Source organism: Oceanobacillus halotolerans (assembly GCF_010993955.1).
GTDB lineage: Bacteria > Bacillota > Bacilli > Bacillales > Amphibacillaceae > Oceanibacillus_A > Oceanibacillus_A halotolerans.
On record NZ_WIXL01000016.1, the window covers coordinates 12,633 to 33,697 of the forward strand.

Annotated in this window: 20 protein-coding genes and 2 other annotated features (1 of these 22 only partly in view); all 20 genes read left to right on the plus strand. The window is 38.6% G+C overall.

Features of this window, described 5'->3' with window-relative positions; all coding sequences use genetic code 11:
* Positions 1-12, plus strand: a binding site (T-box leader); it begins 220 nt to the left of the window's first position.
* Between the two features lie 110 nt (positions 13-122).
* The 20 genes from cysE to fusA all read left to right on the plus strand — a co-directional run bounded on the left by cysE (position 123) and on the right by fusA (position 21,016).
* Positions 123-791, plus strand: coding sequence for a serine O-acetyltransferase (gene cysE, locus GHC26_RS14230; RefSeq protein ID WP_163971922.1), 669 nt, complete (start codon positions 123-125; stop codon positions 789-791).
* Positions 772-2,178, plus strand: a complete 1,407-nt coding sequence (cysS, locus tag GHC26_RS14235; protein WP_163971923.1) for a cysteine--tRNA ligase — start codon at positions 772-774, stop codon at positions 2,176-2,178. The genes cysE and cysS overlap by 20 nt, the downstream gene beginning before the upstream one ends.
* The gene (locus tag GHC26_RS14240) at positions 2,178-2,579 is read left to right on the plus strand and encodes a Mini-ribonuclease 3 (RefSeq protein WP_163971924.1); all 402 of its coding nucleotides are present in this window, start codon (positions 2,178-2,180) and stop codon (positions 2,577-2,579) included. The genes cysS and GHC26_RS14240 overlap by 1 nt, the downstream gene beginning before the upstream one ends.
* Positions 2,580-3,326 (plus strand): 23S rRNA (guanosine(2251)-2'-O)-methyltransferase RlmB, encoded by a 747-nt coding sequence (gene rlmB, locus GHC26_RS14245; protein WP_163971925.1) that lies wholly within the window; start codon positions 2,580-2,582, stop codon positions 3,324-3,326. It begins immediately after the preceding gene.
* A complete protein-coding gene (locus tag GHC26_RS14250) occupies positions 3,326-3,835 on the plus strand; it encodes an NYN domain-containing protein (RefSeq protein ID WP_163971926.1) in 510 nt (169 codons plus the stop codon). Before rlmB ends, GHC26_RS14250 begins: the two co-directional genes overlap by 1 nt.
* 628 nt (positions 3,836-4,463) lie before the next feature.
* On the plus strand, positions 4,464-5,093 hold the full coding sequence (gene sigH, locus GHC26_RS14255) for an RNA polymerase sporulation sigma factor SigH (RefSeq protein WP_404821799.1): 630 nt from the start codon (positions 4,464-4,466) through the stop codon (positions 5,091-5,093).
* Between the two features lie 77 nt (positions 5,094-5,170).
* The gene (rpmG, locus tag GHC26_RS14260; protein ID WP_163971928.1) at positions 5,171-5,320 is read left to right on the plus strand and encodes a 50S ribosomal protein L33; all 150 of its coding nucleotides are present in this window, start codon (positions 5,171-5,173) and stop codon (positions 5,318-5,320) included.
* Between the two features lie 41 nt (positions 5,321-5,361).
* On the plus strand, positions 5,362-5,541 hold the full coding sequence (secE, locus tag GHC26_RS14265; protein ID WP_163971929.1) for a preprotein translocase subunit SecE: 180 nt from the start codon (positions 5,362-5,364) through the stop codon (positions 5,539-5,541).
* Positions 5,542-5,776: 235 nt separating this feature from the next.
* A complete protein-coding gene (gene nusG, locus GHC26_RS14270) occupies positions 5,777-6,310 on the plus strand; it encodes a transcription termination/antitermination protein NusG (protein WP_163971930.1) in 534 nt (177 codons plus the stop codon).
* 164 nt (positions 6,311-6,474) lie between these two features.
* Positions 6,475-6,900: a 50S ribosomal protein L11 gene (rplK, locus tag GHC26_RS14275; RefSeq protein ID WP_163971931.1), complete on the plus strand. Its 426-nt coding sequence runs from the start codon at positions 6,475-6,477 to the stop codon at positions 6,898-6,900.
* 264 nt (positions 6,901-7,164) lie between these two features.
* Positions 7,165-7,860, plus strand: a complete 696-nt coding sequence (rplA, locus tag GHC26_RS14280) for a 50S ribosomal protein L1 (protein ID WP_163971932.1) — start codon at positions 7,165-7,167, stop codon at positions 7,858-7,860.
* A 53-nt stretch (positions 7,861-7,913) separates the two neighbouring features.
* Positions 7,914-8,063: a sequence feature (ribosomal protein L10 leader region), on the plus strand.
* Between the two features lie 123 nt (positions 8,064-8,186).
* Positions 8,187-8,693, plus strand: coding sequence for a 50S ribosomal protein L10 (rplJ, locus tag GHC26_RS14285; protein ID WP_163971933.1), 507 nt, complete (start codon positions 8,187-8,189; stop codon positions 8,691-8,693).
* Positions 8,694-8,747: 54 nt separating this feature from the next.
* Entirely contained in the window at positions 8,748-9,113 is a 366-nt protein-coding gene (gene rplL / locus GHC26_RS14290) for a 50S ribosomal protein L7/L12 (RefSeq protein ID WP_163971934.1), read from the plus strand.
* 116 nt (positions 9,114-9,229) lie between these two features.
* The gene (locus tag GHC26_RS14295; protein WP_163971935.1) at positions 9,230-9,832 is read left to right on the plus strand and encodes a class I SAM-dependent methyltransferase; all 603 of its coding nucleotides are present in this window, start codon (positions 9,230-9,232) and stop codon (positions 9,830-9,832) included.
* A gap of 379 nt (positions 9,833-10,211) precedes the next feature.
* On the plus strand, positions 10,212-13,748 hold the full coding sequence (gene rpoB, locus GHC26_RS14300; RefSeq protein ID WP_163971936.1) for a DNA-directed RNA polymerase subunit beta: 3,537 nt from the start codon (positions 10,212-10,214) through the stop codon (positions 13,746-13,748).
* Positions 13,749-13,837: 89 nt separating this feature from the next.
* Entirely contained in the window at positions 13,838-17,449 is a 3,612-nt protein-coding gene (gene rpoC / locus GHC26_RS14305) for a DNA-directed RNA polymerase subunit beta' (protein ID WP_163971937.1), read from the plus strand.
* A 134-nt stretch (positions 17,450-17,583) separates the two neighbouring features.
* Entirely contained in the window at positions 17,584-17,838 is a 255-nt protein-coding gene (locus GHC26_RS14310; protein WP_163971938.1) for a 50S ribosomal protein L7ae-like protein, read from the plus strand.
* Between the two features lie 138 nt (positions 17,839-17,976).
* Positions 17,977-18,390 (plus strand): 30S ribosomal protein S12, encoded by a 414-nt coding sequence (gene rpsL, locus GHC26_RS14315; RefSeq protein ID WP_163971939.1) that lies wholly within the window; start codon positions 17,977-17,979, stop codon positions 18,388-18,390.
* Between the two features lie 37 nt (positions 18,391-18,427).
* A complete protein-coding gene (gene rpsG, locus GHC26_RS14320) occupies positions 18,428-18,898 on the plus strand; it encodes a 30S ribosomal protein S7 (protein ID WP_163971940.1) in 471 nt (156 codons plus the stop codon).
* 39 nt (positions 18,899-18,937) lie between these two features.
* The gene (gene fusA / locus GHC26_RS14325) at positions 18,938-21,016 is read left to right on the plus strand and encodes an elongation factor G (RefSeq protein ID WP_163971941.1); all 2,079 of its coding nucleotides are present in this window, start codon (positions 18,938-18,940) and stop codon (positions 21,014-21,016) included.
* Positions 21,017-21,065 lie beyond the last annotated feature (49 nt).

The following is a 21,065-nucleotide window of genomic DNA, read 5'->3' on the forward strand; positions in this document are numbered from 1 at the left end:
AGCGTCTCTGTGTGATATCTACACAGAGACGCTTTTTTTACACGTATTTTTAAAAATTCATTTAAGTCCGTGGTGAATCCAATATCCACTTGGAAGTACCAAAGGCAAAGGAGGGGTTACAAATGGGGATATTTAAACGGTTAAAAGAAGATATGGATGTTGTCTTTGAGCAGGATCCCGCTGCCCGGACATATACAGAAGTATTTTTAACATATTCTGGATTACATGCTGTATGGTCACACCGAATTGCACATGGACTATATAAACGACGATTATTCTTTTTAGCACGAGTTGTCTCACAGTTAAGTCGTTTCTTCACAGGAATTGAGATTCATCCAGGTGCTAAAATAGGGAGACGTTTCTTTATTGATCACGGGATGGGTGTTGTCATTGGAGAAACCTGTGAAATTGGCGATAATGTTACGGTGTTTCAAGGCGTAACATTAGGTGGAACAGGGAAAGAGAAAGGAAAGCGTCACCCGACCGTTAAAGATAATGCACTAATATCCACTGGTGCTAAAGTGTTAGGATCTATCACAATTGGAGAAAGCTCAAAAGTTGGGGGTGGATCTGTTGTATTGCACGATGTACCAGACCATTCTACTGTTGTCGGTATTCCCGGTAGAGTAGTAGTCCAAAATGGTAAAAAGGTAAGACGAGATCTGGATCATCATAAAATACCAGATCCAGTCGCTGATCGATGTGCACAACTACAGAAGGAAATTGATATGTTAAAAGTAGAAATTGAAAAGATAAAGGAAGGGGAGCAACATGGCGATAACCATCTATAACACATTAACGCGTGAAAAAGAAACATTTCAACCAATTAACGATGATAAGGTAATGATGTATGTTTGCGGGCCAACTGTATATAACTATATTCATATCGGAAATGCTCGGCCTGCGATTGTCTTTGATACTGTACGGAGATATTTAGAATATAAAGGCTATCAAGTGGACTATGTACTAAATTTCACTGATGTTGATGACAAAATTATTAATGCTGCCAATGAAATGGGAGAAGATGTAGAACGGATTGCAAATCGTTTTATTGATGCCTATATAGAGGATGTATATGCACTAGGTGTAAAACCTGCAACTTACAATCCTCGTGTAACAGAGACAATGGAAGATATCATTACCTTTATCCAAAAATTAATTGATAATGGGTATGCTTATGAAGCGGATGGAGATGTTTATTTTAAACCAAGAGCATTTGATGGATATGGGAAACTTTCTCATCAATCAATCGATGAACTACGGTCAGGTGCAAGAATCCAAATTGGGGAGAAAAAAGAAGATCCATTAGATTTTGCGCTTTGGAAAAAGGCAAAGCCAAATGAAATAGCATGGGAATCTCCATGGGGTCAAGGTCGCCCAGGATGGCATATTGAATGCTCCGCAATGGCGAAGAAATACTTGGCAGAAACAATTGACATTCATGCAGGTGGCCAAGATCTTACATTCCCACACCACGAAAATGAAATAGCACAATCAGAGTCAATGACAGGAAAACCATTTGCAAGGTACTGGATGCATAATGGGTATATTAATATTGATAATGAAAAAATGTCCAAATCCCTTGGTAATTTCGTGTTAACCCGAGAATTGATAGAAAAGCATGATCCACAAGTGATACGTTTCTTCATGTTGAGTGTTCATTATCGAAATCCAATCAACTTTACCGAAGAGCTATTAAAAAGTGCTGAAAACAGTTTAGAACGGATTCGAACAGCCTATCATAATTTAGAACACCGTAAAAAGGCAAGCACAAACCTTGCTGATTCTAATCAATCGGATGACTGGCTTACAAAAATAAATACAGCGAAGAAACAGTTTGAACATGAGATGGATGATGACTTTAACACAGCGAATGCGATAAGTGTCTTATTTGATTTAACGAAAGAAGCAAATGTCTATTTACAGGCTAAACAAACCTCTACAGCTGTTATAGAAGCATTCCAAGAGATGATTGTAAGCTTATTAGATGTTCTTGGTATTCAACTAGAAGAAGAAGCAGACTTATTGGATGAGGAAGTAGAATCATTAATCCAAGAGCGTAACGAGGCAAGAAAAAACCGCCAATTTGCACGGGCTGACGAAATACGGGACGAATTGAAAGCAAAAAATATTATATTAGAAGATACGCCACAAGGCACAAGGTGGAAACGAGGCTAATGAAAGAAAATGATGTAAAGCAACTAAAAAGTTTAACACTAGCCTATTTAGGTGATGCTGTTTATGACTTACATGTTAGAAAACATTTAATTCAGGCTGGAACAGTAAAACCAAATCAGTTGCATAATCAAGCGGTCACCTATGTATCTGCTAAAGCACAGGCAACCATTATTTTAGAATGGCTAGAAAATGATTTTTTAACAGAAGAAGAAAAAGGCGTGGTAGGCCGTGGGCGAAATGCGAAATCTGGATCCGTACCCAAAAATACGAGTGTGCAAACCTATCGTTACGGGACAGCATTTGAAGCATTGATCGGCTACCACTACTTATCTGACAATCAAGAACGGCTAATGGAACTGTTAGAAAGAGCGGTGCAATGTATTGAGAGGAGGCAGCAATAGATGGATCAAGAAATTATTATGGGAAGAAATCCTGTAATGGAAGCATTAAAATCAGGTCGATCTGTTAATAAGGTACTCGTTTCAGAAGGGGTTAGTGGGTCACTTTTTGGAAAATTAAAGCACCTTGCTAAGGGTGCTGATACCGTTGTTCAAAAAGTACCCAAGCATAAGCTAGACCAAGTTGCAGATGGCAATCATCAAGGTGTTATTGCATATGTAGCTTCCTATCAATATGCATCGCTAGAAGACATATTTGCCAAGGCGGAAAAACAAAAAGAAGATCCGTTTTTTATCATTTTAGATGAATTAGAAGATCCACACAATTTAGGATCTATTTTACGAACCGCAGATGCAACGGGAGTTCATGGCGTTATTATCCCAAAAAGGCGTTCAGTAGGATTAACCGCTACTGTTGCCAAAACAGCCGTAGGTGCAATGGAGCATATCCCAGTGGTGCGTGTTACCAATATTGCTAATACGATTAAAGAATTAAAAGAACGACAAGTATGGGTAGTCGGAACTGCAGCGGATGGAACAGAAGACTATCGTGAACTTGATGGAACATTGCCAATTGCGGTTGTCATAGGCAATGAAGGGAAAGGGATGAGCAGACTTGTGAAGGAGTCATGTGATTGGACAGTTAGTCTACCAATGAGAGGAAACGTTTCGTCACTAAATGCATCTGTTGCTTGTAGTTTGCTATTATATGAAGTATATCGAAAAAGGTTTCCAATAGGTGAATCATAATGATCGTACTAGTAGTAGATGGTTATAACATTATTGGTGCATGGGATGAATTACAACGATTAAAGGAAGAAGATATTGGACAAGCTCGGGATCGATTGATTGAACAAATGGCCGAGTATAAAGCATATACTGGACAGCGTGTCATTATTGTATTTGATGCTTATTATGTAGAAGGGATCCAGAGCCAATATAAGGAGCACAATGTCGATGTTATTTTTACAAGGGAAAACGAAACAGCAGATGAATGTATTGAAAGACTAGTTGCTACTTTGATGAATGTACAAACAAAGGTGTATGTAGCAACGTCCGATTATGCAGAGCAACGTACAATCTTTGGAAGGGGTGCACTACGAAAATCCGCACGTGAGCTTTATATCGAAATGCAAAATATTGAACGAAACATAGGAGAAAAAATTGAAACACACCAAAAAACACAGCCACAATTACGAATACCATTAAAAGAAGATGTCCGAGAAAAATTTGAAAAATGGCGCCGTGGTAATAAATAGTTTTAGTTTTAGTAGAGGCAGTTATCTAAAAAGTTGTTGCTTTTTACAGTATAAATCTTCATGAATCGTTGATACAAATTGCGAAGTAAATTTTAGCTTGCTTTTATTACCGCTACGGAAATACACTTCGCTTTCCGCGGACTCTCCACGAGCCTCCTCATTCGTACCCTCGCCCGCTGGGTCTCTTAGGCTCGTTTTTCCGCAGGAGTCTTCGTGTTTTCCTCCGCTAGTTTTGTGCTATCCTTATTCTTATCATTTCTGTTGCTAAAAATAATAGTTGATTGGAGCGGAGAACAGTCGACTCCTGCAGGAATAGCACGTGTCCGAAGACCCCACAGGAAGCGGTTTTCTTCCGAGGAGGCTGAGGCCGTGCCTGCGGTAAAGTAGACACTGTGAAAACGAATAGTTTGAACAGATGTCGCACTTATGCCCCTGGTGAAAGCGACTGTTCGGAGTGGAAATCAAAAGCACTAAGTTACGTCGCAATCTATAAAAATACGACATTCAGAAACAACAAAGTATGCGAAAAATCCAAATAGCGTTGACTCATTTAAAACGCTTAGGGTATAATGTATGCTATATTAACAGCAGCGTGTACAGGGGGGATATGTTGGTGAGTGTAAAGCAGATGGATGCAAACAATAAATGCTTAAGTAGACTAGAAGATGATGAAATTTTAAAACATATTCATCAAGGAAATAGTCATGCACTTGATTTTTTAATACAAAAGTATAGAAATTTTGTACGTGCTAAGGCACATACTTATTTTTTAATCGGTGCTGATAAAGAAGATATTATCCAAGAAGGTATGATCGGACTTTACAAAGCAATACGAGACTATGATGAGGAAAAACAATCTTCCTTCAAAGCATTTGCTGAGCTCTGTATAACTCGCCAAATTATTACTGCAATAAAAACGGCAACAAGACAAAAGCATATGCCTTTAAATTCATATATCTCCCTTGATAAGCCTATCTATGATGAGGAATCTGATCGAACTTTATTAGATGTCATAGCAGGATCGAAAGCGATTGATCCACAAGAACTCCTTTTAAATCGTGAAAAACATGGTGATATGGAGGACAAGTTATCAGAATTATTAAGCGAGTTAGAAAAGAAGGTTTTACATTTATATTTGGACGGGCGTTCTTATCAGGAGATTTCAGCAGACTTAAAACGACATGTAAAATCAATTGATAATGCGCTCCAACGAGTAAAACGAAAACTAGAACAATTAATTGAAGCCAATGAAGTATAATGGACATGCATTTGACACAACTAGTAAGACATGCTACATTTAGATGAGAAAAAACCCTCTAGGTGGGGTGTTGTAAAATGAATAAAAAAGTAATCTTAGCGTGTGCAATTTGCTCTAGCAGAAACTATACAACTAGTAAAAATGTATCCACACAATCAACGCGTTTAGAAGTTCGGAAATTTTGTAAGACTTGTGGAAAACATACGTTGCACCGTGAAACGAAATAAATAACCGCAACTCTAAAGCTGGTGTTTGGGGGTTTACAAGAGTGAAATTAATTACATTTTTAAAGAATGTATCTCGAGAGATGAAAAAAGTTAGTTGGCCTAAGGGAAAAGAACTAACAAGCTACACGATTACAGTTATATCTACAGTAGCATTTGTGGCAGTGTTTTTTGCTGTAGTTGATTTAGGAATCTCTCAATTTTTAAATGTATTTTTTGAATAAATAGTCCTAATATATGTTATAATGTAGATGAATAATAATTTTTCTGAAAAAACCCGATTAAACGGGTTTTTTAATATGGTTATTTTTCATACTAATGGTAGGTTCATTGAATATAAAGCATCCCTTTAGATGGTGGTACTATTCTTGTATTAATAATCTTTGAAAACTACCTATTACATAGTGGTCATATAAACTTTTTATAAGGGAGGGAAGGGCAAAGCCTTGTCCTGATTAAATGGAGAAAAAATGGTATGTGGTGCATACGTATTCTGGTTATGAGAATAAAGTAAAAACAAATTTAGAAAAACGTGTCGAAACAATGGGAATGGAAGACAATATTTTCCGTGTTATTGTACCTGAAGATGAAGAAACTGAAATTAAAAATGGTAAAAAGAAAGTGGTTAAAAAGAAAGTATTTCCTGGTTATGTATTAGCGGAAATGATAATGACCGATGATTCTTGGTATGTGGTGCGTAATACACCAGGGGTTACAGGATTTTTAGGATCAAGTGGTGGAGGTACAAAACCAACTCCCTTATTACCTGAAGAAGCAGAGAGCATCCTAAAACGTATGGGCGTTGATGAATCAGTTGTTCAAGTTGATTTTGAGCTAAAAGAGAATGTCCGTGTAACAGATGGTCCATTTACAGACTTTACAGGATCAATTGAACATATTGATACAGATAAACAGAAACTAAAGGTTCATGTAAACATGTTTGGTCGAGAGACACCAGTTGAATTAGATTTCACTCAAGTTGAAAAGTTATAAGGTTAAAATCTGCTAAACCCTTGCAATAATCTCGAAAACATGCTAAAATTCTTTTGTTATTTATGCCTCGGACTTATGAGGAAATGACGAATAAGAGTGGGAGGGGTCTCGTCTAGGACAAGGTTCCCAATTACCACATCACGGACTTTAAGGAGGTGTGTCTCGTGGCTAAAAAAGTTATCAAATTAGTGAAATTACAAATTCCAGCAGGTAAAGCTAACCCTGCACCACCAGTGGGACCAGCATTAGGTCAAGCAGGTATTAATATCATGGGATTTTGTAAAGAATTTAATGCACGTACACAAGACCAAGCTGGTATGATTATTCCGGTAGAAATTACGGTATTTGAAGACCGTTCATTTACATTCGTTACAAAAACTCCACCCGCTGCTGTATTGCTTAAAAAAGCAGCAGGTATCGAAACTGCGTCAGGTGAACCAAACCGTAACAAAGTTGCAAGTGTTAAACGCGATCAAGTAAAAGAAATTGCGGAAACAAAAATGGAAGATTTAAACGCAGCTGATGTGGAAGCAGCAATGCGTATGGTTGAAGGAACTGCCCGCAGCATGGGTATTACAGTAGAAGACTAATATCCGTTGTGTATTCATGTGGGGTTTGGGTTGCGGTGAAGAATATCATGTTTTTCTCGCAACCTTTTTTTACAAGGTAAGAAAGTATAAAAGACGAGCGAATGCGAGTTTTTCTAATGAATACCTGTAAGAAGTTTTATCATTTTGAGGAAGAATAAGAGAATTAATTCTCTTACTTCTAACCTCTGGCATCTAGAGAAGCGTTTTGGCGTTTTTCTAAGTGGGAGGTATAACCGCTATAACCACAATAGAGGAGGAAATAAAATGGCTAAGAAAAGTAAAAGATATCAAGAAGCAATTAAGCTTGTTGATCGTACAAAAGCTTATGATATAAATGAAGCAATTGCTTTATTGAAAGAAACTGCTAAAGCAAATTTCGATGAAACAGTGGAAGCTGCTTTCCGTTTAGGGGTCGATCCTAAAAAAGCAGACCAACAAATTCGTGGAGCACACGTGTTACCTCATGGTACTGGTAAAACACAACGCGTATTAGTATTTGCTAAAGGTGATAAAGCGAAAGAAGCTGAAAACGCTGGTGCAGACTATGTTGGAGAACAAGATCTAATTAACAAAATCAACCAAGGTTGGTTTGAGTTTGATGTGATCGTTGCAACTCCAGACATGATGGCTGAAGTTGGTAAACTAGGCCGTGTGCTTGGACCAAAAGGGTTAATGCCAAATCCGAAAACTGGAACTGTGACATTCGAAGTAGATAAAGCGGTAAATGAAATCAAAGCTGGTAAAGTGGAATATCGTGTGGATAAATCAGCGAACATTCATGTACCAATTGGAAAAATTTCATTTGATAACGAAAAACTAGTTGAAAACTTTAAAGCTATTACCGAAACACTTGTAAAAGCAAAACCACAAGCATCTAAAGGTACGTATATGCGTAATGCTTCTGTGACATCTACTATGGGTCCTGGAATTCGTGTTGACGTATCAAGCTTCCGTGCTTAATAATTTAGTGTTGACAGGTGTACTAGAAGTCGTTATACTAAAACATGTTGCAAATATATAAAAACGTTGTACCGTAGACAGTAGGTGCGAGCTAATCGCTTAATTTCCTGCCGAGGTGTTTGAATACAAAAAGGGTAATCGGAATACGATTGTCGTTTGTACGAAAGCCTCCATGTCTACATGGGGGCTTTTTCATTGGCAGATAATAAAGAACTTTCGTATCTGTACAAGAGCAACTAAGGTTTTTTGTTATAAAGGCCTTAGCAAAAGCCAAGTTTTCTAATCCTCAAAGAACGGTATGATGAATCTTAATAGGAGGTGGAATAATGTCCAATAGTACGATTATCGAACAAAAGAAACAACTAGTACAAGAAATTGCTGATAAATTCCGTGCTAGTCAATCGACATTATTAGTTGATTATCGTGGTCTTGATGTAGCAGAAGTAACAGAATTACGTAAACAGTTACGTGATGCCGGTGTAGAATTCAAGGTATACAAAAACACGATGACAAAACGCGCAATAGAAGATGCTGAACTAACAGAGTTAAACGATATTTTAGTTGGTCCAACTGCCATTGCATTTAGTAATGAAGATGTTGTAGCACCAGCAAAAATTATTAACTCATTTGCGAAAGAACATGATGCGCTAGAAATCAAAGGTGGCGTGATCGAAGGACAAGTTGCAGAACTTGACCAAATCAAAGAACTTGCAGATCTACCAAACTACGAAGGTATGGTTTCTATGCTGCTTAGCGTTCTTCAAGCACCAGTACGCAACTTTGCTTATGCTACAAAAGCGATTGCGGATCAAAAAGAAGAACAAGGTGCATAATTTTAGTTTCGTATAAAAATATTTCGGATATAAAAAAAATTAGGAGGAAATAACATGACTAAAGAGCAAATTATTGATGCAATTAAAGAAATGTCTGTTTTAGAATTAAACGATCTTGTAAAAGCAATTGAGGAAGAATTCGGCGTAACAGCTGCAGCTCCAGTTGCAGTAGCAGGTGGCGCTGGCGATGGAGATGCTGCTGAAGAACAAACAGAATTTGACGTAGTATTAGAAAATGCTGGTGCATCTAAAATTAAAGTGGTTAAAGCAGTACGTGAAATCACTGGTCTTGGCCTTAAAGATGCAAAAGATCTAGTTGATAATGCTCCAAAAGCAATTAAAGAAGGTATTGCGAAAGAAGAAGCTGAAGAGCTTAAAGGTAAGCTAGAAGAAGCAGGAGCAACAGTAGAAGTTAAGTAATAGAATTTTATGTAAATTAAATGGGGAAGCTCGTCGATTTTTGCGACGGGCTTTCTATATATCAAGAAATATTCTCCATAAAGGCTTTAATAAAATACGATAAAGTAGGTGCCCAAATGACTGAGCATTACTTTTCAAACATTCCCCAATCTAAAAGTTCACCGAAAACTTGGAAGTATCAATTACGCGGAAAAGAATATACATTTACGAGTGATGTTGGTGTTTTTTCCAAGGATGAGGTTGATTTTGGTTCTCGATTTCTTGTTGAGAAATTTGAAGAGCCAACGATAGATGGGGATTTTTTAGATCTTGGTTGCGGATATGGACCTCTTGGAATAACATTAGCCGATTATTACCCTAATCGACATGTTGTGATGGTTGACGTGAATGAGCGAGCATTAGTGTTAGCGGAAGACAATGCTCGTCAGAACGATATTGATAATGTTGAAGTGAAGCAGAGTGATCGATTCTCCAGCCTGCTGGACCGTAAGTTTGCCGCCATCATTACAAACCCGCCTATAAGAGCAGGAAAAAGAATAGTTCATGCGATATTGGAAGAAAGTAAATCTTGCTTATTGGAGCAAGGAGAAATATGGGTCGTTATTCAAAAAAAACAAGGAGCACCTTCAGTAAGGGAAAAACTAAATACGGTATTTGGCAATGTAGAAGTTGTTGCTCGTAATAAAGGATACTATTTATTAAAAGCCGTTAATGTTTGACCTTGTATAACACTTATGATAATATAATAAAATGCCAACATGAGACTTCGTTTGTCAAGAGGAAATTTTATCAAAAGTCACATGTATAATTCATTGATTGTCGGAAACACTGATAAAATCGAGAACTTTAGATCATAATGATTGATCGATTCTATCTATGTATATAGTATATTTCTAATGAATCAGTTTGATTTGAAAATAAACTTGTGATCGTGTTTTGACATAGGTTTGTTCAGCATGCATTACATAGCTGGACGAAAAACAGTGGTAGGTAATAGGGGAATATAAAGTATTACATATTTTCCTAACTATAATATATTTTTCACAACAGGATATTGCTAAAAATCTTGGAAAATGCTTGATTTAAGGGGTGAAGCAGTTGACAGGTCATCTAGTTCAATATGGACGGCACCGCCAACGCAGGAGCTATGCACGAATCAGTGAGGTATTAGAATTACCAAATCTAATTGAAATCCAAACCGCTTCGTATGAATGGTTTTTAGAAGAAGGTTTGAGGGAAATGTTTAAAGACATTTCACCAATTGAGGATTTTACAGGAAACCTATCGTTAGAGTTTATTGACTATAGTTTAGGTGATCCTAAATACCCTGTAGAAGAATCAAAGGAAAGAGATGTAACGTATAATGCTCCACTTCGCGTAAAGGTTCGTTTAATTAACAATGAAACTGGCGAGGTAAAAGAACAAGAAGTGTTTATGGGTGATTTCCCATTAATGACGGATACGGGGACGTTTGTGATCAATGGAGCAGAACGTGTTATTGTTTCACAACTTGTTCGTTCACCTAGTGTTTATTTCAGTGAAAAAATAGATAAAAACGGAAAAAGAGGTATAACGGCTACTGTTATTCCCAATCGTGGTGCATGGTTGGAATTTGAAACAGATGCCAAGGATGTAGCCTATGTCCGTATCGACCGTACACGTAAACTGCCAATCACCGTGCTTTTACGTGCTCTTGGATTTGGAACAGATCAAGAAATTTTAGATCTTATTGGTGATAATGAGTACTTAAAAAATACGTTAGAAAAAGACAATACTGAAACATCCGAAAAAGCGTTGTTAGAAATCTATGAACGATTACGCCCTGGAGAACCGCCAACCGTTGATAATGCGAAGAGTTTATTGGTATCAAGATTTTTTGATCCAAAACGATATGACTTAGCACATGTCGGTCGCTATAAAATGAATAAGAAATTGGATATTAAAGATCGGTTGTTTAATCAAGTATTAGCTGAACCAGTTGTTGATCCAGAAACAGGGGAAGTTATTGCGGAAAAAGGGGATAAATTAGAACGGAAATTGCTAAACAAAATTATTCCTTTATTAGAAGATGAGGAAGAGATGTTTGGAGAAAGGGTTCTAGAACCGAATGATGGTGTACTAGAAGAGCCAATTCGCCTTCAATCTGTAAAAATTGTTGACCCAACGGATCCGAGTGGTGAAAGAGAATTAAATGTAATTGGAAATGCTAGTATCGACTCGGATGTTAAATACATTACACCAGCAGATATTTTGTCTGCTATTAGCTATTTCTTTAACCTATTACATCGCGTAGGAAATACGGATGATATTGACCATTTAGGGAATCGTCGTTTACGTTCTGTTGGGGAATTATTACAAAACCAATTCCGCATCGGCCTTTCACGAATGGAACGTGTTGTACGGGAACGGATGTCGATTCAAGATACGTCTAGTATTACACCGCAACAACTAATTAATATAAGACCAGTGATTGCATCTATTAAAGAATTCTTTGGTAGCTCACAGCTTTCACAGTTCATGGATCAAACGAATCCATTGGCAGAGTTAACACATAAGCGTCGTTTATCTGCATTAGGACCGGGCGGTTTAACCCGTGAACGTGCTGGATTTGAAGTTCGTGATGTTCACTATTCTCACTATGGTCGAATGTGTCCAATTGAAACCCCAGAAGGGCCAAACATTGGGTTGATTAACTCATTATCAAGTTATGCCAAAGTAAACAAGTTTGGTTTTATCGAAACGCCATATCGTCGAGTTGACCCAGAAACAGGTAAAGTTACAGCGGAATTCGATTATCTTACAGCGGATGAGGAAGATAATTACGTTGTCGCACAGGCGAATGCAAACCTAACAGAAGACGGCTATTTTGCAGATGAAGAAGTAATTGCTCGTTTTCGTGGTGAAAATACAGTAGTTCCTCGTGATCAAATTGATTACATGGACGTATCACCAAAACAGGTCGTATCTGCTGCAACAGCATGTATTCCATTCTTAGAAAATGATGACTCAAACCGTGCGTTGATGGGTGCAAACATGCAACGCCAAGCAGTTCCATTATTAAATCCAGAAGCACCAATTGTAGGTACTGGTATGGAACATGTGAATGGAAAAGATTCAGGTGCATCCATTATTGCTCGTCATGATGGAATTGTAGAACGTGTGGAAGCAAAAGAAGTCCATGTCCGCCGCTTAACGGAAGTAGACGGAAAAGAAGTGAAAGGTGATGTGGATCGATACCGACTACAAAAGTATATTCGTTCAAACCAAGGAACGTGTTACAACCAAAAACCAATCGTTAGTGAAGGTGACCGCGTTACAAAAGGAGAAATTCTAGCAGATGGTCCTTCCATGGATAATGGAGAACTAGCATTAGGCCGCAATGTATTAGTTGGTTTTATGACATGGGAAGGGTATAACTACGAGGATGCCATTATTATGAGCGAACGCTTGGTAAAAGATGATGTGTATACTTCCATTCATATAGAGGAGTACGAATCAGAGTCCCGCGATACAAAATTAGGGCCTGAAGAAATCACACGTGATATACCAAATGTTGGGGAAGATGCCTTAAAAAATTTGAATGAACAAGGTATTATTCGTGTTGGTGCTGAAGTAACAGACGGAGATATTTTGGTAGGAAAAGTAACACCAAAAGGGGTTACAGAACTATCGGCTGAGGAGCGTTTGTTACATGCAATTTTTGGTGAGAAGGCTCGTGAAGTAAGGGATACATCATTACGTGTACCACATGGTGCAGGTGGAATTGTCCATGATGTAAAAATCTTTAACCGTGAAGATGGTGACGAGTTACCGCCAGGTGTTAATCAACTTGTTCGTGTATATATTGTTCAAAAACGGAAAATACACGAGGGAGATAAAATGGCAGGACGGCACGGGAACAAAGGTGTTATTTCTAAAATTTTACCTGAGGAAGATATGCCATTCTTACCTGATGGAACACCAATCGACATCATGCTCAACCCATTAGGGGTACCATCTCGTATGAATATTGGACAGGTGTTTGAGTTACACCTTGGAATGGCAGCTCGTGAACTAGGTATCCATGTTGCTTCACCAGTATTTGATGGTGCTAATGAACAGGATGTTTGGGACACACTAGAAGAAGCTGGTATGCCTAGAGATGCGAAAACTGTTCTTTATGATGGTAGATCTGGTGAACCATTTGACAACCGTGTTTCTGTCGGTGTCATGTATATGATCAAACTGGCACACATGGTAGATGATAAACTACATGCTCGTTCAACAGGACCATATTCACTTGTTACCCAACAACCACTTGGTGGTAAAGCACAGTTTGGTGGACAGCGTTTTGGTGAAATGGAGGTATGGGCACTTGAAGCATATGGTGCAGCATACACATTACAAGAGATTCTAACAGTAAAATCGGACGATGTTGTTGGTCGTGTGAAAACGTATGAATCGATTGTGAAGGGTGATAATGTTTCAGAGCCTGGAGTACCTGAATCGTTTAAAGTGTTAATTAAGGAATTACAAAGTCTTGGTATGGATGTTAAGATGCTTTCTAGTGATGAGGAAGAAATCGAATTCCGTGAATTAGAAGAAGAAGAAACACAAGCTGCTAGTAAGCTTAATTTAGAAGTAGAAGAAAACTAAAAGGTATGGAGTGTGGATCAACGGAGATCCTACTCCCCTTTTTCGACATAAGTTTGTAAATCTATGGACACTAAAAGGGAGGTAGACCCTTGCTAGATGTAAATAACTTTGAGTATATGAAAATTGGCTTAGCTTCACCAGAAAAAATTCGTTCTTGGTCTTTTGGTGAGGTAAAGAAACCAGAAACCATTAATTATCGTACATTGAAGCCTGAAAAAGATGGACTATTTTGTGAGCGTATATTTGGACCACAAAAAGACTGGGAATGTCATTGTGGAAAATATAAACGTGTACGATACAAAGGTGTAGTCTGTGATCGTTGTGGAGTAGAAGTAACGAAAGCGAAAGTTCGTCGTGAGCGTATGGGTCATATTGAATTAGCTGCACCAGTATCCCATATCTGGTATTTTAAGGGAATACCAAGTCGTATGGGTCTTGTGTTAGATATGTCCCCACGTGCATTAGAAGAGGTCATTTATTTTGCGGCTTACATCGTAACAGAGGCAGGAGATACTCCATTAGAGAAAAAACAACTACTTTCTGAAAAAGAATACCGTTCTTACTATGATAAATACGGTAAATCATTCAAAGCGCAAATGGGTGCGGAGGCAATACGTAAACTATTGCAAGATATTGATCTTGAAAAAGAAGTAGACACATTAAGAGAAGAACTGAAGACAGCACAAGGACAACGCCGTACACGTGCAATAAAACGTTTAGAAGTGTTGGAGTCATTCCGTCACTCTGGAAATGATCCATCATGGATGATTTTAGATGTATTACCGATTATTCCACCAGAGATAAGACCAATGGTACAGCTTGATGGAGGACGTTTCGCTACTTCTGATTTAAATGACTTATATCGTCGTGTTATTAATCGAAATAATCGGTTAAAACGGTTATTGGATCTAGGGGCACCAACCATTATTGTGCAAAATGAAAAGCGCATGCTACAAGAAGCAGTTGATGCATTAATTGACAATGGACGACGTGGTCGACCTGTAACTGGTCCTGGAAATAGACCATTAAAATCCTTATCCCATATGTTGAAAGGGAAACAAGGTCGTTTCCGTCAAAACTTACTTGGAAAACGTGTTGATTATTCTGGCCGTTCTGTAATCGTTGTTGGACCTAGCTTAAAAATGTATCAGTGTGGCTTGCCGAAAGAGATGGCGTTAGAATTATTTAAACCATTCGTCATGAAAGAGCTTGTGGAAAAAGGAATTGCTCATAATATTAAATCAGCAAAACGTAAAATCGAGCGGGTTCATCCTGATGTATGGGATGTCTTAGAAGAAGTCATTAAAGAACATCCTGTGTTATTAAACCGTGCACCGACATTGCACCGTTTAGGTATTCAAGCTTTTGAACCTACATTAGTAGAAGGACGCGCAATTCGCCTGCATCCATTGGTATGTACCGCATACAATGCCGACTTTGATGGTGACCAAATGGCGGTCCACGTACCTTTATCATCAGAAGCACAAGCAGAAGCGCGTATTTTGATGTTAGCTGCACAAAACATCTTAAATCCAAAAGATGGAAAACCAGTTGTAACTCCTTCACAGGATATGGTATTAGGAAATTATTACTTAACGATGGAACGTGAAGAGGCAGTTGGTGAAGGTAGTGTATTCAAAGATTTAAACGAAGCACTACTGGCATATCAAAACGGGTATGTACATTTGCATACTAGAATTGCGGTTCAGGCTTCTAGTCTGGATAAGAAGGTCTTTTCTGAAAAGCAAAATAGTCAACTGCTAATAACAACAGTTGGAAAACTTATTTTTAACGATATATTGCCAGATTCATTCCCTTATATTAACGAACCAACTCAAACCAACCTAGAAGTGGAAACACCAGAAAAATATTTTGTTGATAGTTCTACAAATGTGAAAGAGGAAATTCAACAACGCGACATTATTAAGCCATTTAAAAAAGGCTTTCTCGGTGATGTTATCGCAGAAGTCTTTAAACGATTCAAAATCAGCGAAACATCAAAAATGCTCGACCGCATGAAAGATTTAGGGTTCAGTTATTCCACAAAAGCTGGTATGACAGTTGGTGTTTCGGATATCGTTGTCTTGAAAGAGAAAGAAGAAATACTAGAAGAATCACAGAAGAAAGTGGATAACGTATTAAAACAATTCAGACGTGGTCTAATAACAGACGAAGAACGCTACGACCGTGTTATTGCTGTTTGGTCACAAGCGAAAGATGATATTCAAGATAAATTGATGCAGTCCTTGAGTCATCGAAACCCTATCTTTATGATGAGTGACTCAGGAGCAAGGGGTAACGCTTCAAACTTTACACAGCTCGCTGGTATGCGTGGTTTAATGGCAAACCCAGCTGGTAAGATTATCGAGCTCCCAATTAAATCTAGCTTCCGTGAAGGGTTAACCGTGTTAGAATACTTTATTTCAACACATGGTGCTCGTAAAGGTCTAGCTGATACTGCATTGAAGACGGCAGACTCAGGTTACTTGACACGTCGTCTAGTTGATGTTGCACAAGACGTTATTGTACGTGAAGCTGATTGCGGAACAGATCGTGGATTGACTGTATCCGCATTAACGGATGGAACAGAAGTAATTGAACCGTTATTTGATCGTTTAGTCGGACGTACTGCTTTCCAAACTGTCCGTCATCCGGAATCAGGTGATGTGATTGTAGATATAGATAGGGTTATTTCGGAAGACCAAGCAAAAGAAATTGTGGAATCTGGAATAGAAAAAGTAATGATCAGAACAGCATTTACATGTAATACGAAACATGGTGTATGTCAAAAATGTTATGGCCGCAACTTAGCTACAGGTGATGAGGTTGAGGTTGGTGAAGCAGTAGGTATTATTGCTGCACAATCGATCGGTGAACCAGGTACACAGTTAACAATGCGTACCTTCCATACAGGTGGTGTAGCAGGTGATGACATCACACAAGGTTTACCACGTATCCAAGAATTGTTTGAAGCGCGTAACCCGAAAGGTCAGGCTGTTATAAGTGAGTTAAAAGGTACTGTACAAGAAGTGAAAGAAGGAAAGGATAAACAAGAAATTGTTATTCAAGGTGATGTGGAAACACAAAGCTACCCAATTCCTTATAATGCACGCATGAAGGTATCAATTGGAGATCAAGTTATAGCAGGTCAAGGGTTGACAGAGGGCTCTATTGATCCAAAAGAACTCCTTCGTGTACAAGGAGTAGATGGTGTACAAAACTACCTACTACGAGAAGTACAGCGGGTTTACCGTATGCAAGGGGTAGAAATTGGAGATAAACACGTAGAGGTAATGGTGCGTCAAATGTTACGTAAAATACGAGTGATGGACGCTGGAGATACATCTGTTTTACCAGGTTCATTACTAGAAATTCACCAATTTAAAGATGCGAACCAAAATGTCTTATTAGAAGGAAACCAACCAGCAGTTGGCAAGCCTGTCATTTTAGGAATCACAAAAGCTTCTCTTGAAACAGATTCATTCCTATCGGCAGCTTCTTTCCAAGAAACAACAAGAGTATTAACAGATGCAGCCATCAAAGGAAAACGGGATGAGTTACTCGGACTTAAAGAGAATGTTATCATCGGTAAACTTGTTCCTGCTGGTACAGGAATGCAACGCTACCGTAAGATTGAAGCAGAACTTGATGAGCCAGAAGAAGTAGAAGAAGACGAAGTTACAGAAGAAACCGTTCAGTAATTGAATTTAATTGCAGGTGATAGAGGATTATCGGAAGCACCAAAAATTCATGATATATAGTTGACATTCAAAATGGAGAATGGTACTATATTCAAGGTGCTTCCGATTACCTTGTTGCTTTGGAGGATATATACATGTCTTATGAAAAAGTAACCCAATTACGTTCTAGAATCATTATCGGAACAAAACAGACACTTAAGGCTATGAAAAATGGCGATATAAGTGAAGTGTATATTGCTGATGATGCAAATGGGCAAATAACACAAAAAGTAGTTAATTTAGCAGAAGAACTAAATATACCATGTCATCGAGTAGATTCAATGAAAAAGCTCGGAGCGGCTTGTGGAATCGATGTAGGTGCATCTACTGCAGCGATAAAAAAACAGTAGTTTTGGCGAACTAAACGCGAAAGCTTTGTTTTTTGCAAAAAAATGAACCACCTGGATGTGTGGAATTGCAATACCCTGACAGTGGTGAGTTTTAAGTTCTTATTTTGTAAAAAAACAACAAGAAAGGAGGAAATAAACATGCCTACTATTAATCAACTAGTACGTAAAGGTCGTGTAAGTAAAGCGAAAAAGTCTGACTCTCCAGCACTTAATAAAGGTTATAATAGCTTTAAAAAGCAGCAAACAGACCAAGATTCTCCGCAAAAACGCGGTGTGTGTACACGTGTTGGTACACTAACACCTAAGAAACCAAACTCAGCACTTCGTAAATATGCACGTGTTCGTTTGTCTAACAACATGGAAGTAACTGCATATATCCCTGGGATCGGTCACAACCTACAGGAACATAGTGTTGTATTGATTCGCGGTGGCCGTGTAAAAGACTTACCTGGTGTACGTTACCACATTGTACGTGGTGCGCTTGACACTGCAGGAGTTGAAGGACGTGCACAAGGCCGTTCTAAATACGGTACAAAACGCCCAAAAAAATAAAGTGAACTCAGATAGATAGATGAAAGGAGGGGGACATATGCCACGTAAAGGAGCAGTACCTAAACGCGATGTCTTACCAGATCCGCTTTACAACTCAAAACTAGTAACTCGTTTAATTAACCAGATCATGATTGACGGTAAACGAGGAAAAGCACAAAGCATTCTTTATAATGCCTTTAAACTTGTTGAAGAACGTAGTGGTCAAAACCCTATGGAAGTATTCGAACAAGCTATGAAAAATGTAATGCCTGTACTTGAAGTTCGCGCTCGCCGTGTTGGTGGATCAAACTATCAAGTACCGATGGAAGTTCGCCCTGAGCGACGCCAAGCATTAGGACTACGTTATATCGTAAACTATTCACGCTTGCGCGGGGAGAAAACAATGGAAGAGCGTCTTGCAAATGAAATTCTTGATGCTTCCAATAATACAGGAGCGTCTGTTAAAAAACGCGAAGAAATGCACAAGATGGCAGAAGCAAACAAAGCATTTGCTCACTATCGTTGGTAAAATTCAAATAAAAGCTTTTAACAGAAAGGAGAAGAATACATGGCAAGAGAGTTCTCCTTGGAAAAGACACGTAATATCGGTATTATGGCACACATTGATGCAGGTAAAACAACAACTACCGAGCGTATTCTTTTCTACACAGGACGTATTCATAAGATTGGGGAAACACATGAAGGTGCTTCACAAATGGACTGGATGGAGCAGGAACAAGAGCGTGGGATTACGATCACATCCGCTGCTACAACTGCTCAATGGAAAGGTTACCGTATCAACATCATCGATACACCTGGACACGTAGACTTTACAGTTGAAGTTGAACGTTCATTACGTGTACTTGATGGTGCTGTTACAGTTCTAGATGCACAATCAGGTGTAGAACCACAAACAGAAACAGTATGGCGTCAAGCAACAACATATGGCGTTCCACGAATTGTATTTATTAACAAAATGGATAAAGTAGGTGCAGACTTTCTTTATTCCACAAACACATTAAAAGAACGCTTAGGCGCAAATGCACATCCTGTTCAGTTACCAATTGGTGCTGAAGATGAGTTTGAAGGGATTATTGACTTAATCACCATGCAAGCATACTTCTATGAAGATGATTTGGGTACACGTGCAGAAGCTCGAGAAATACCTGATGAATACAAAGATAAAGCTGAAGAACTACGTGCAAGCCTAGTAGAAGCAGTATCTGAGTTAGACGAAGATCTAATGATGAAATATCTCGAAGGAGAAGAAATCTCCAACGAAGAATTGAAGCAAGCTATTCGTACTGCAACACTAAATGTTGAATTTTACCCTGTTTTTGGTGGTTCAGCATTTAAAAATAAAGGTGTCCAATTAGTGCTTGATGGTGTTATTGACTATCTTCCTGCACCAACAGATGTACCACCAATTGAAGGTATAGTCCCTGATACAGAAGAGGAAACAACACGCCCATCAGACGATAATGCACCATTCTCTGCATTAGCATTTAAAGTGATGGCGGATCCTTACGTTGGTAAATTAACATTCTTCCGTGTATATTCTGGAACATTAGATTCTGGTTCTTATATAAAGAACTCTGTTAAAGATAAGCGTGAACGTGTAGGACGTATCCTACAAATGCACGCAAACTCTCGTGAGGAAATCCCAACGGTATATAGTGGTGAGATCGCTGCTGCTGTAGGTTTAAAAGATACATCGACAGGGGATACACTATGTGATGAAAAAGAACAAGTTATCTTAGAATCCATGGATTTCCCTGATCCAGTTATCTCTGTTGCAATTGAACCTAAAACAAAAGCTGACCAAGACAAAATGGCTATTGCCTTAGGTAAACTTGCTGAAGAGGACCCGACATTTAAGACAGAAACCAACGTAGAAACAGGTCAAACGATTATTTCAGGTATGGGTGAGCTTCACCTTGACATTATCGTTGACCGACTAAAACGTGAATTTAAAGTTGAAGCAAATGTCGGCGCACCACAAGTTGCATATCGTGAAACATTCCGTTCGTCTGCAGAGGTTGAAGGAAAGTTCATCCGACAATCTGGTGGTCGTGGACAATATGGCCACGTTTGGGTTAAATTCGAGCCAAACGAAGAAGGTGCAGGCTTTGAATTTAATAATAAAATTGTCGGTGGTGTAGTACCACGTGAATACATCCCTTCAGTTGAAGCGGGTATTAAAGAGGCAATGGAAAATGGTGTATTAGCAGGTTACCCATTAATTGATGTTAAAGCAACACTTTATGATGGTAGTTATCATGATGTTGACTCAAACGAAATGGCGTTTAAAGTTGCTGCATCGATGGCACTTAAAGCAGCTAAAAACAAATGTAACCCAGTTATCCTTGAACCTATGATGCGGGTAGATATTGTGATCCCGGAAGAATATATGGGAGATATTATGGGTGACGTTACTTCTCGTCGTGGTCGTGTAGAAGGTATGGAAAACCGCGGACCAGCACAATTAGTTAAAGCATTTGTGCCACTATCTGAAATGTTTGGTTACGCAACAGCATTACGTTCCAACACACAAGGTCGCGGAACATACAGCATGTACTTTGACCATTATGAAGAAGTGCCAAAAAGCATCTCTGAAGAAATTATCAAGAAAAACGTAGGTGAATAATTGATTTTTTCTTCGTTGTAAAGTATAACTTTTATTAAAGGCTAAGAAA

Bases quoted from the DNA above. Each gene is read 5' to 3' on its own strand.
- rplJ (WP_163971933.1), top strand. From the start codon at position 8,187: ATGTCCAATAGTACGATTATCGAACAAAAGAAACAACTAGTACAAGAA.
- GHC26_RS14240 (WP_163971924.1), top strand. From the start codon at position 2,178: ATGAAAGAAAATGATGTAAAGCAACTAAAAAGTTTAACACTAGCCTAT.
- sigH (WP_404821799.1), top strand. From the start codon at position 4,464: ATGGATGCAAACAATAAATGCTTAAGTAGACTAGAAGATGATGAAATT.
- GHC26_RS14310 (WP_163971938.1), top strand. From the start codon at position 17,584: ATGTCTTATGAAAAAGTAACCCAATTACGTTCTAGAATCATTATCGGA.
- rplL (WP_163971934.1), top strand. From the start codon at position 8,748: ATGACTAAAGAGCAAATTATTGATGCAATTAAAGAAATGTCTGTTTTA.
- rlmB (WP_163971925.1), top strand. From the start codon at position 2,580: ATGGATCAAGAAATTATTATGGGAAGAAATCCTGTAATGGAAGCATTA.
- rpsL (WP_163971939.1), top strand. From the start codon at position 17,977: ATGCCTACTATTAATCAACTAGTACGTAAAGGTCGTGTAAGTAAAGCG.
- rplA (WP_163971932.1), top strand. From the start codon at position 7,165: ATGGCTAAGAAAAGTAAAAGATATCAAGAAGCAATTAAGCTTGTTGAT.
- rpmG (WP_163971928.1), top strand. From the start codon at position 5,171: ATGAATAAAAAAGTAATCTTAGCGTGTGCAATTTGCTCTAGCAGAAAC.
- nusG (WP_163971930.1), top strand. From the start codon at position 5,777: ATGGAGAAAAAATGGTATGTGGTGCATACGTATTCTGGTTATGAGAAT.
- GHC26_RS14250 (WP_163971926.1), top strand. From the start codon at position 3,326: ATGATCGTACTAGTAGTAGATGGTTATAACATTATTGGTGCATGGGAT.
- cysS (WP_163971923.1), top strand. From the start codon at position 772: ATGGCGATAACCATCTATAACACATTAACGCGTGAAAAAGAAACATTT.
- fusA (WP_163971941.1), top strand. From the start codon at position 18,938: ATGGCAAGAGAGTTCTCCTTGGAAAAGACACGTAATATCGGTATTATG.
- GHC26_RS14295 (WP_163971935.1), top strand. From the start codon at position 9,230: ATGACTGAGCATTACTTTTCAAACATTCCCCAATCTAAAAGTTCACCG.
- cysE (WP_163971922.1), top strand. From the start codon at position 123: ATGGGGATATTTAAACGGTTAAAAGAAGATATGGATGTTGTCTTTGAG.
- rpsG (WP_163971940.1), top strand. From the start codon at position 18,428: ATGCCACGTAAAGGAGCAGTACCTAAACGCGATGTCTTACCAGATCCG.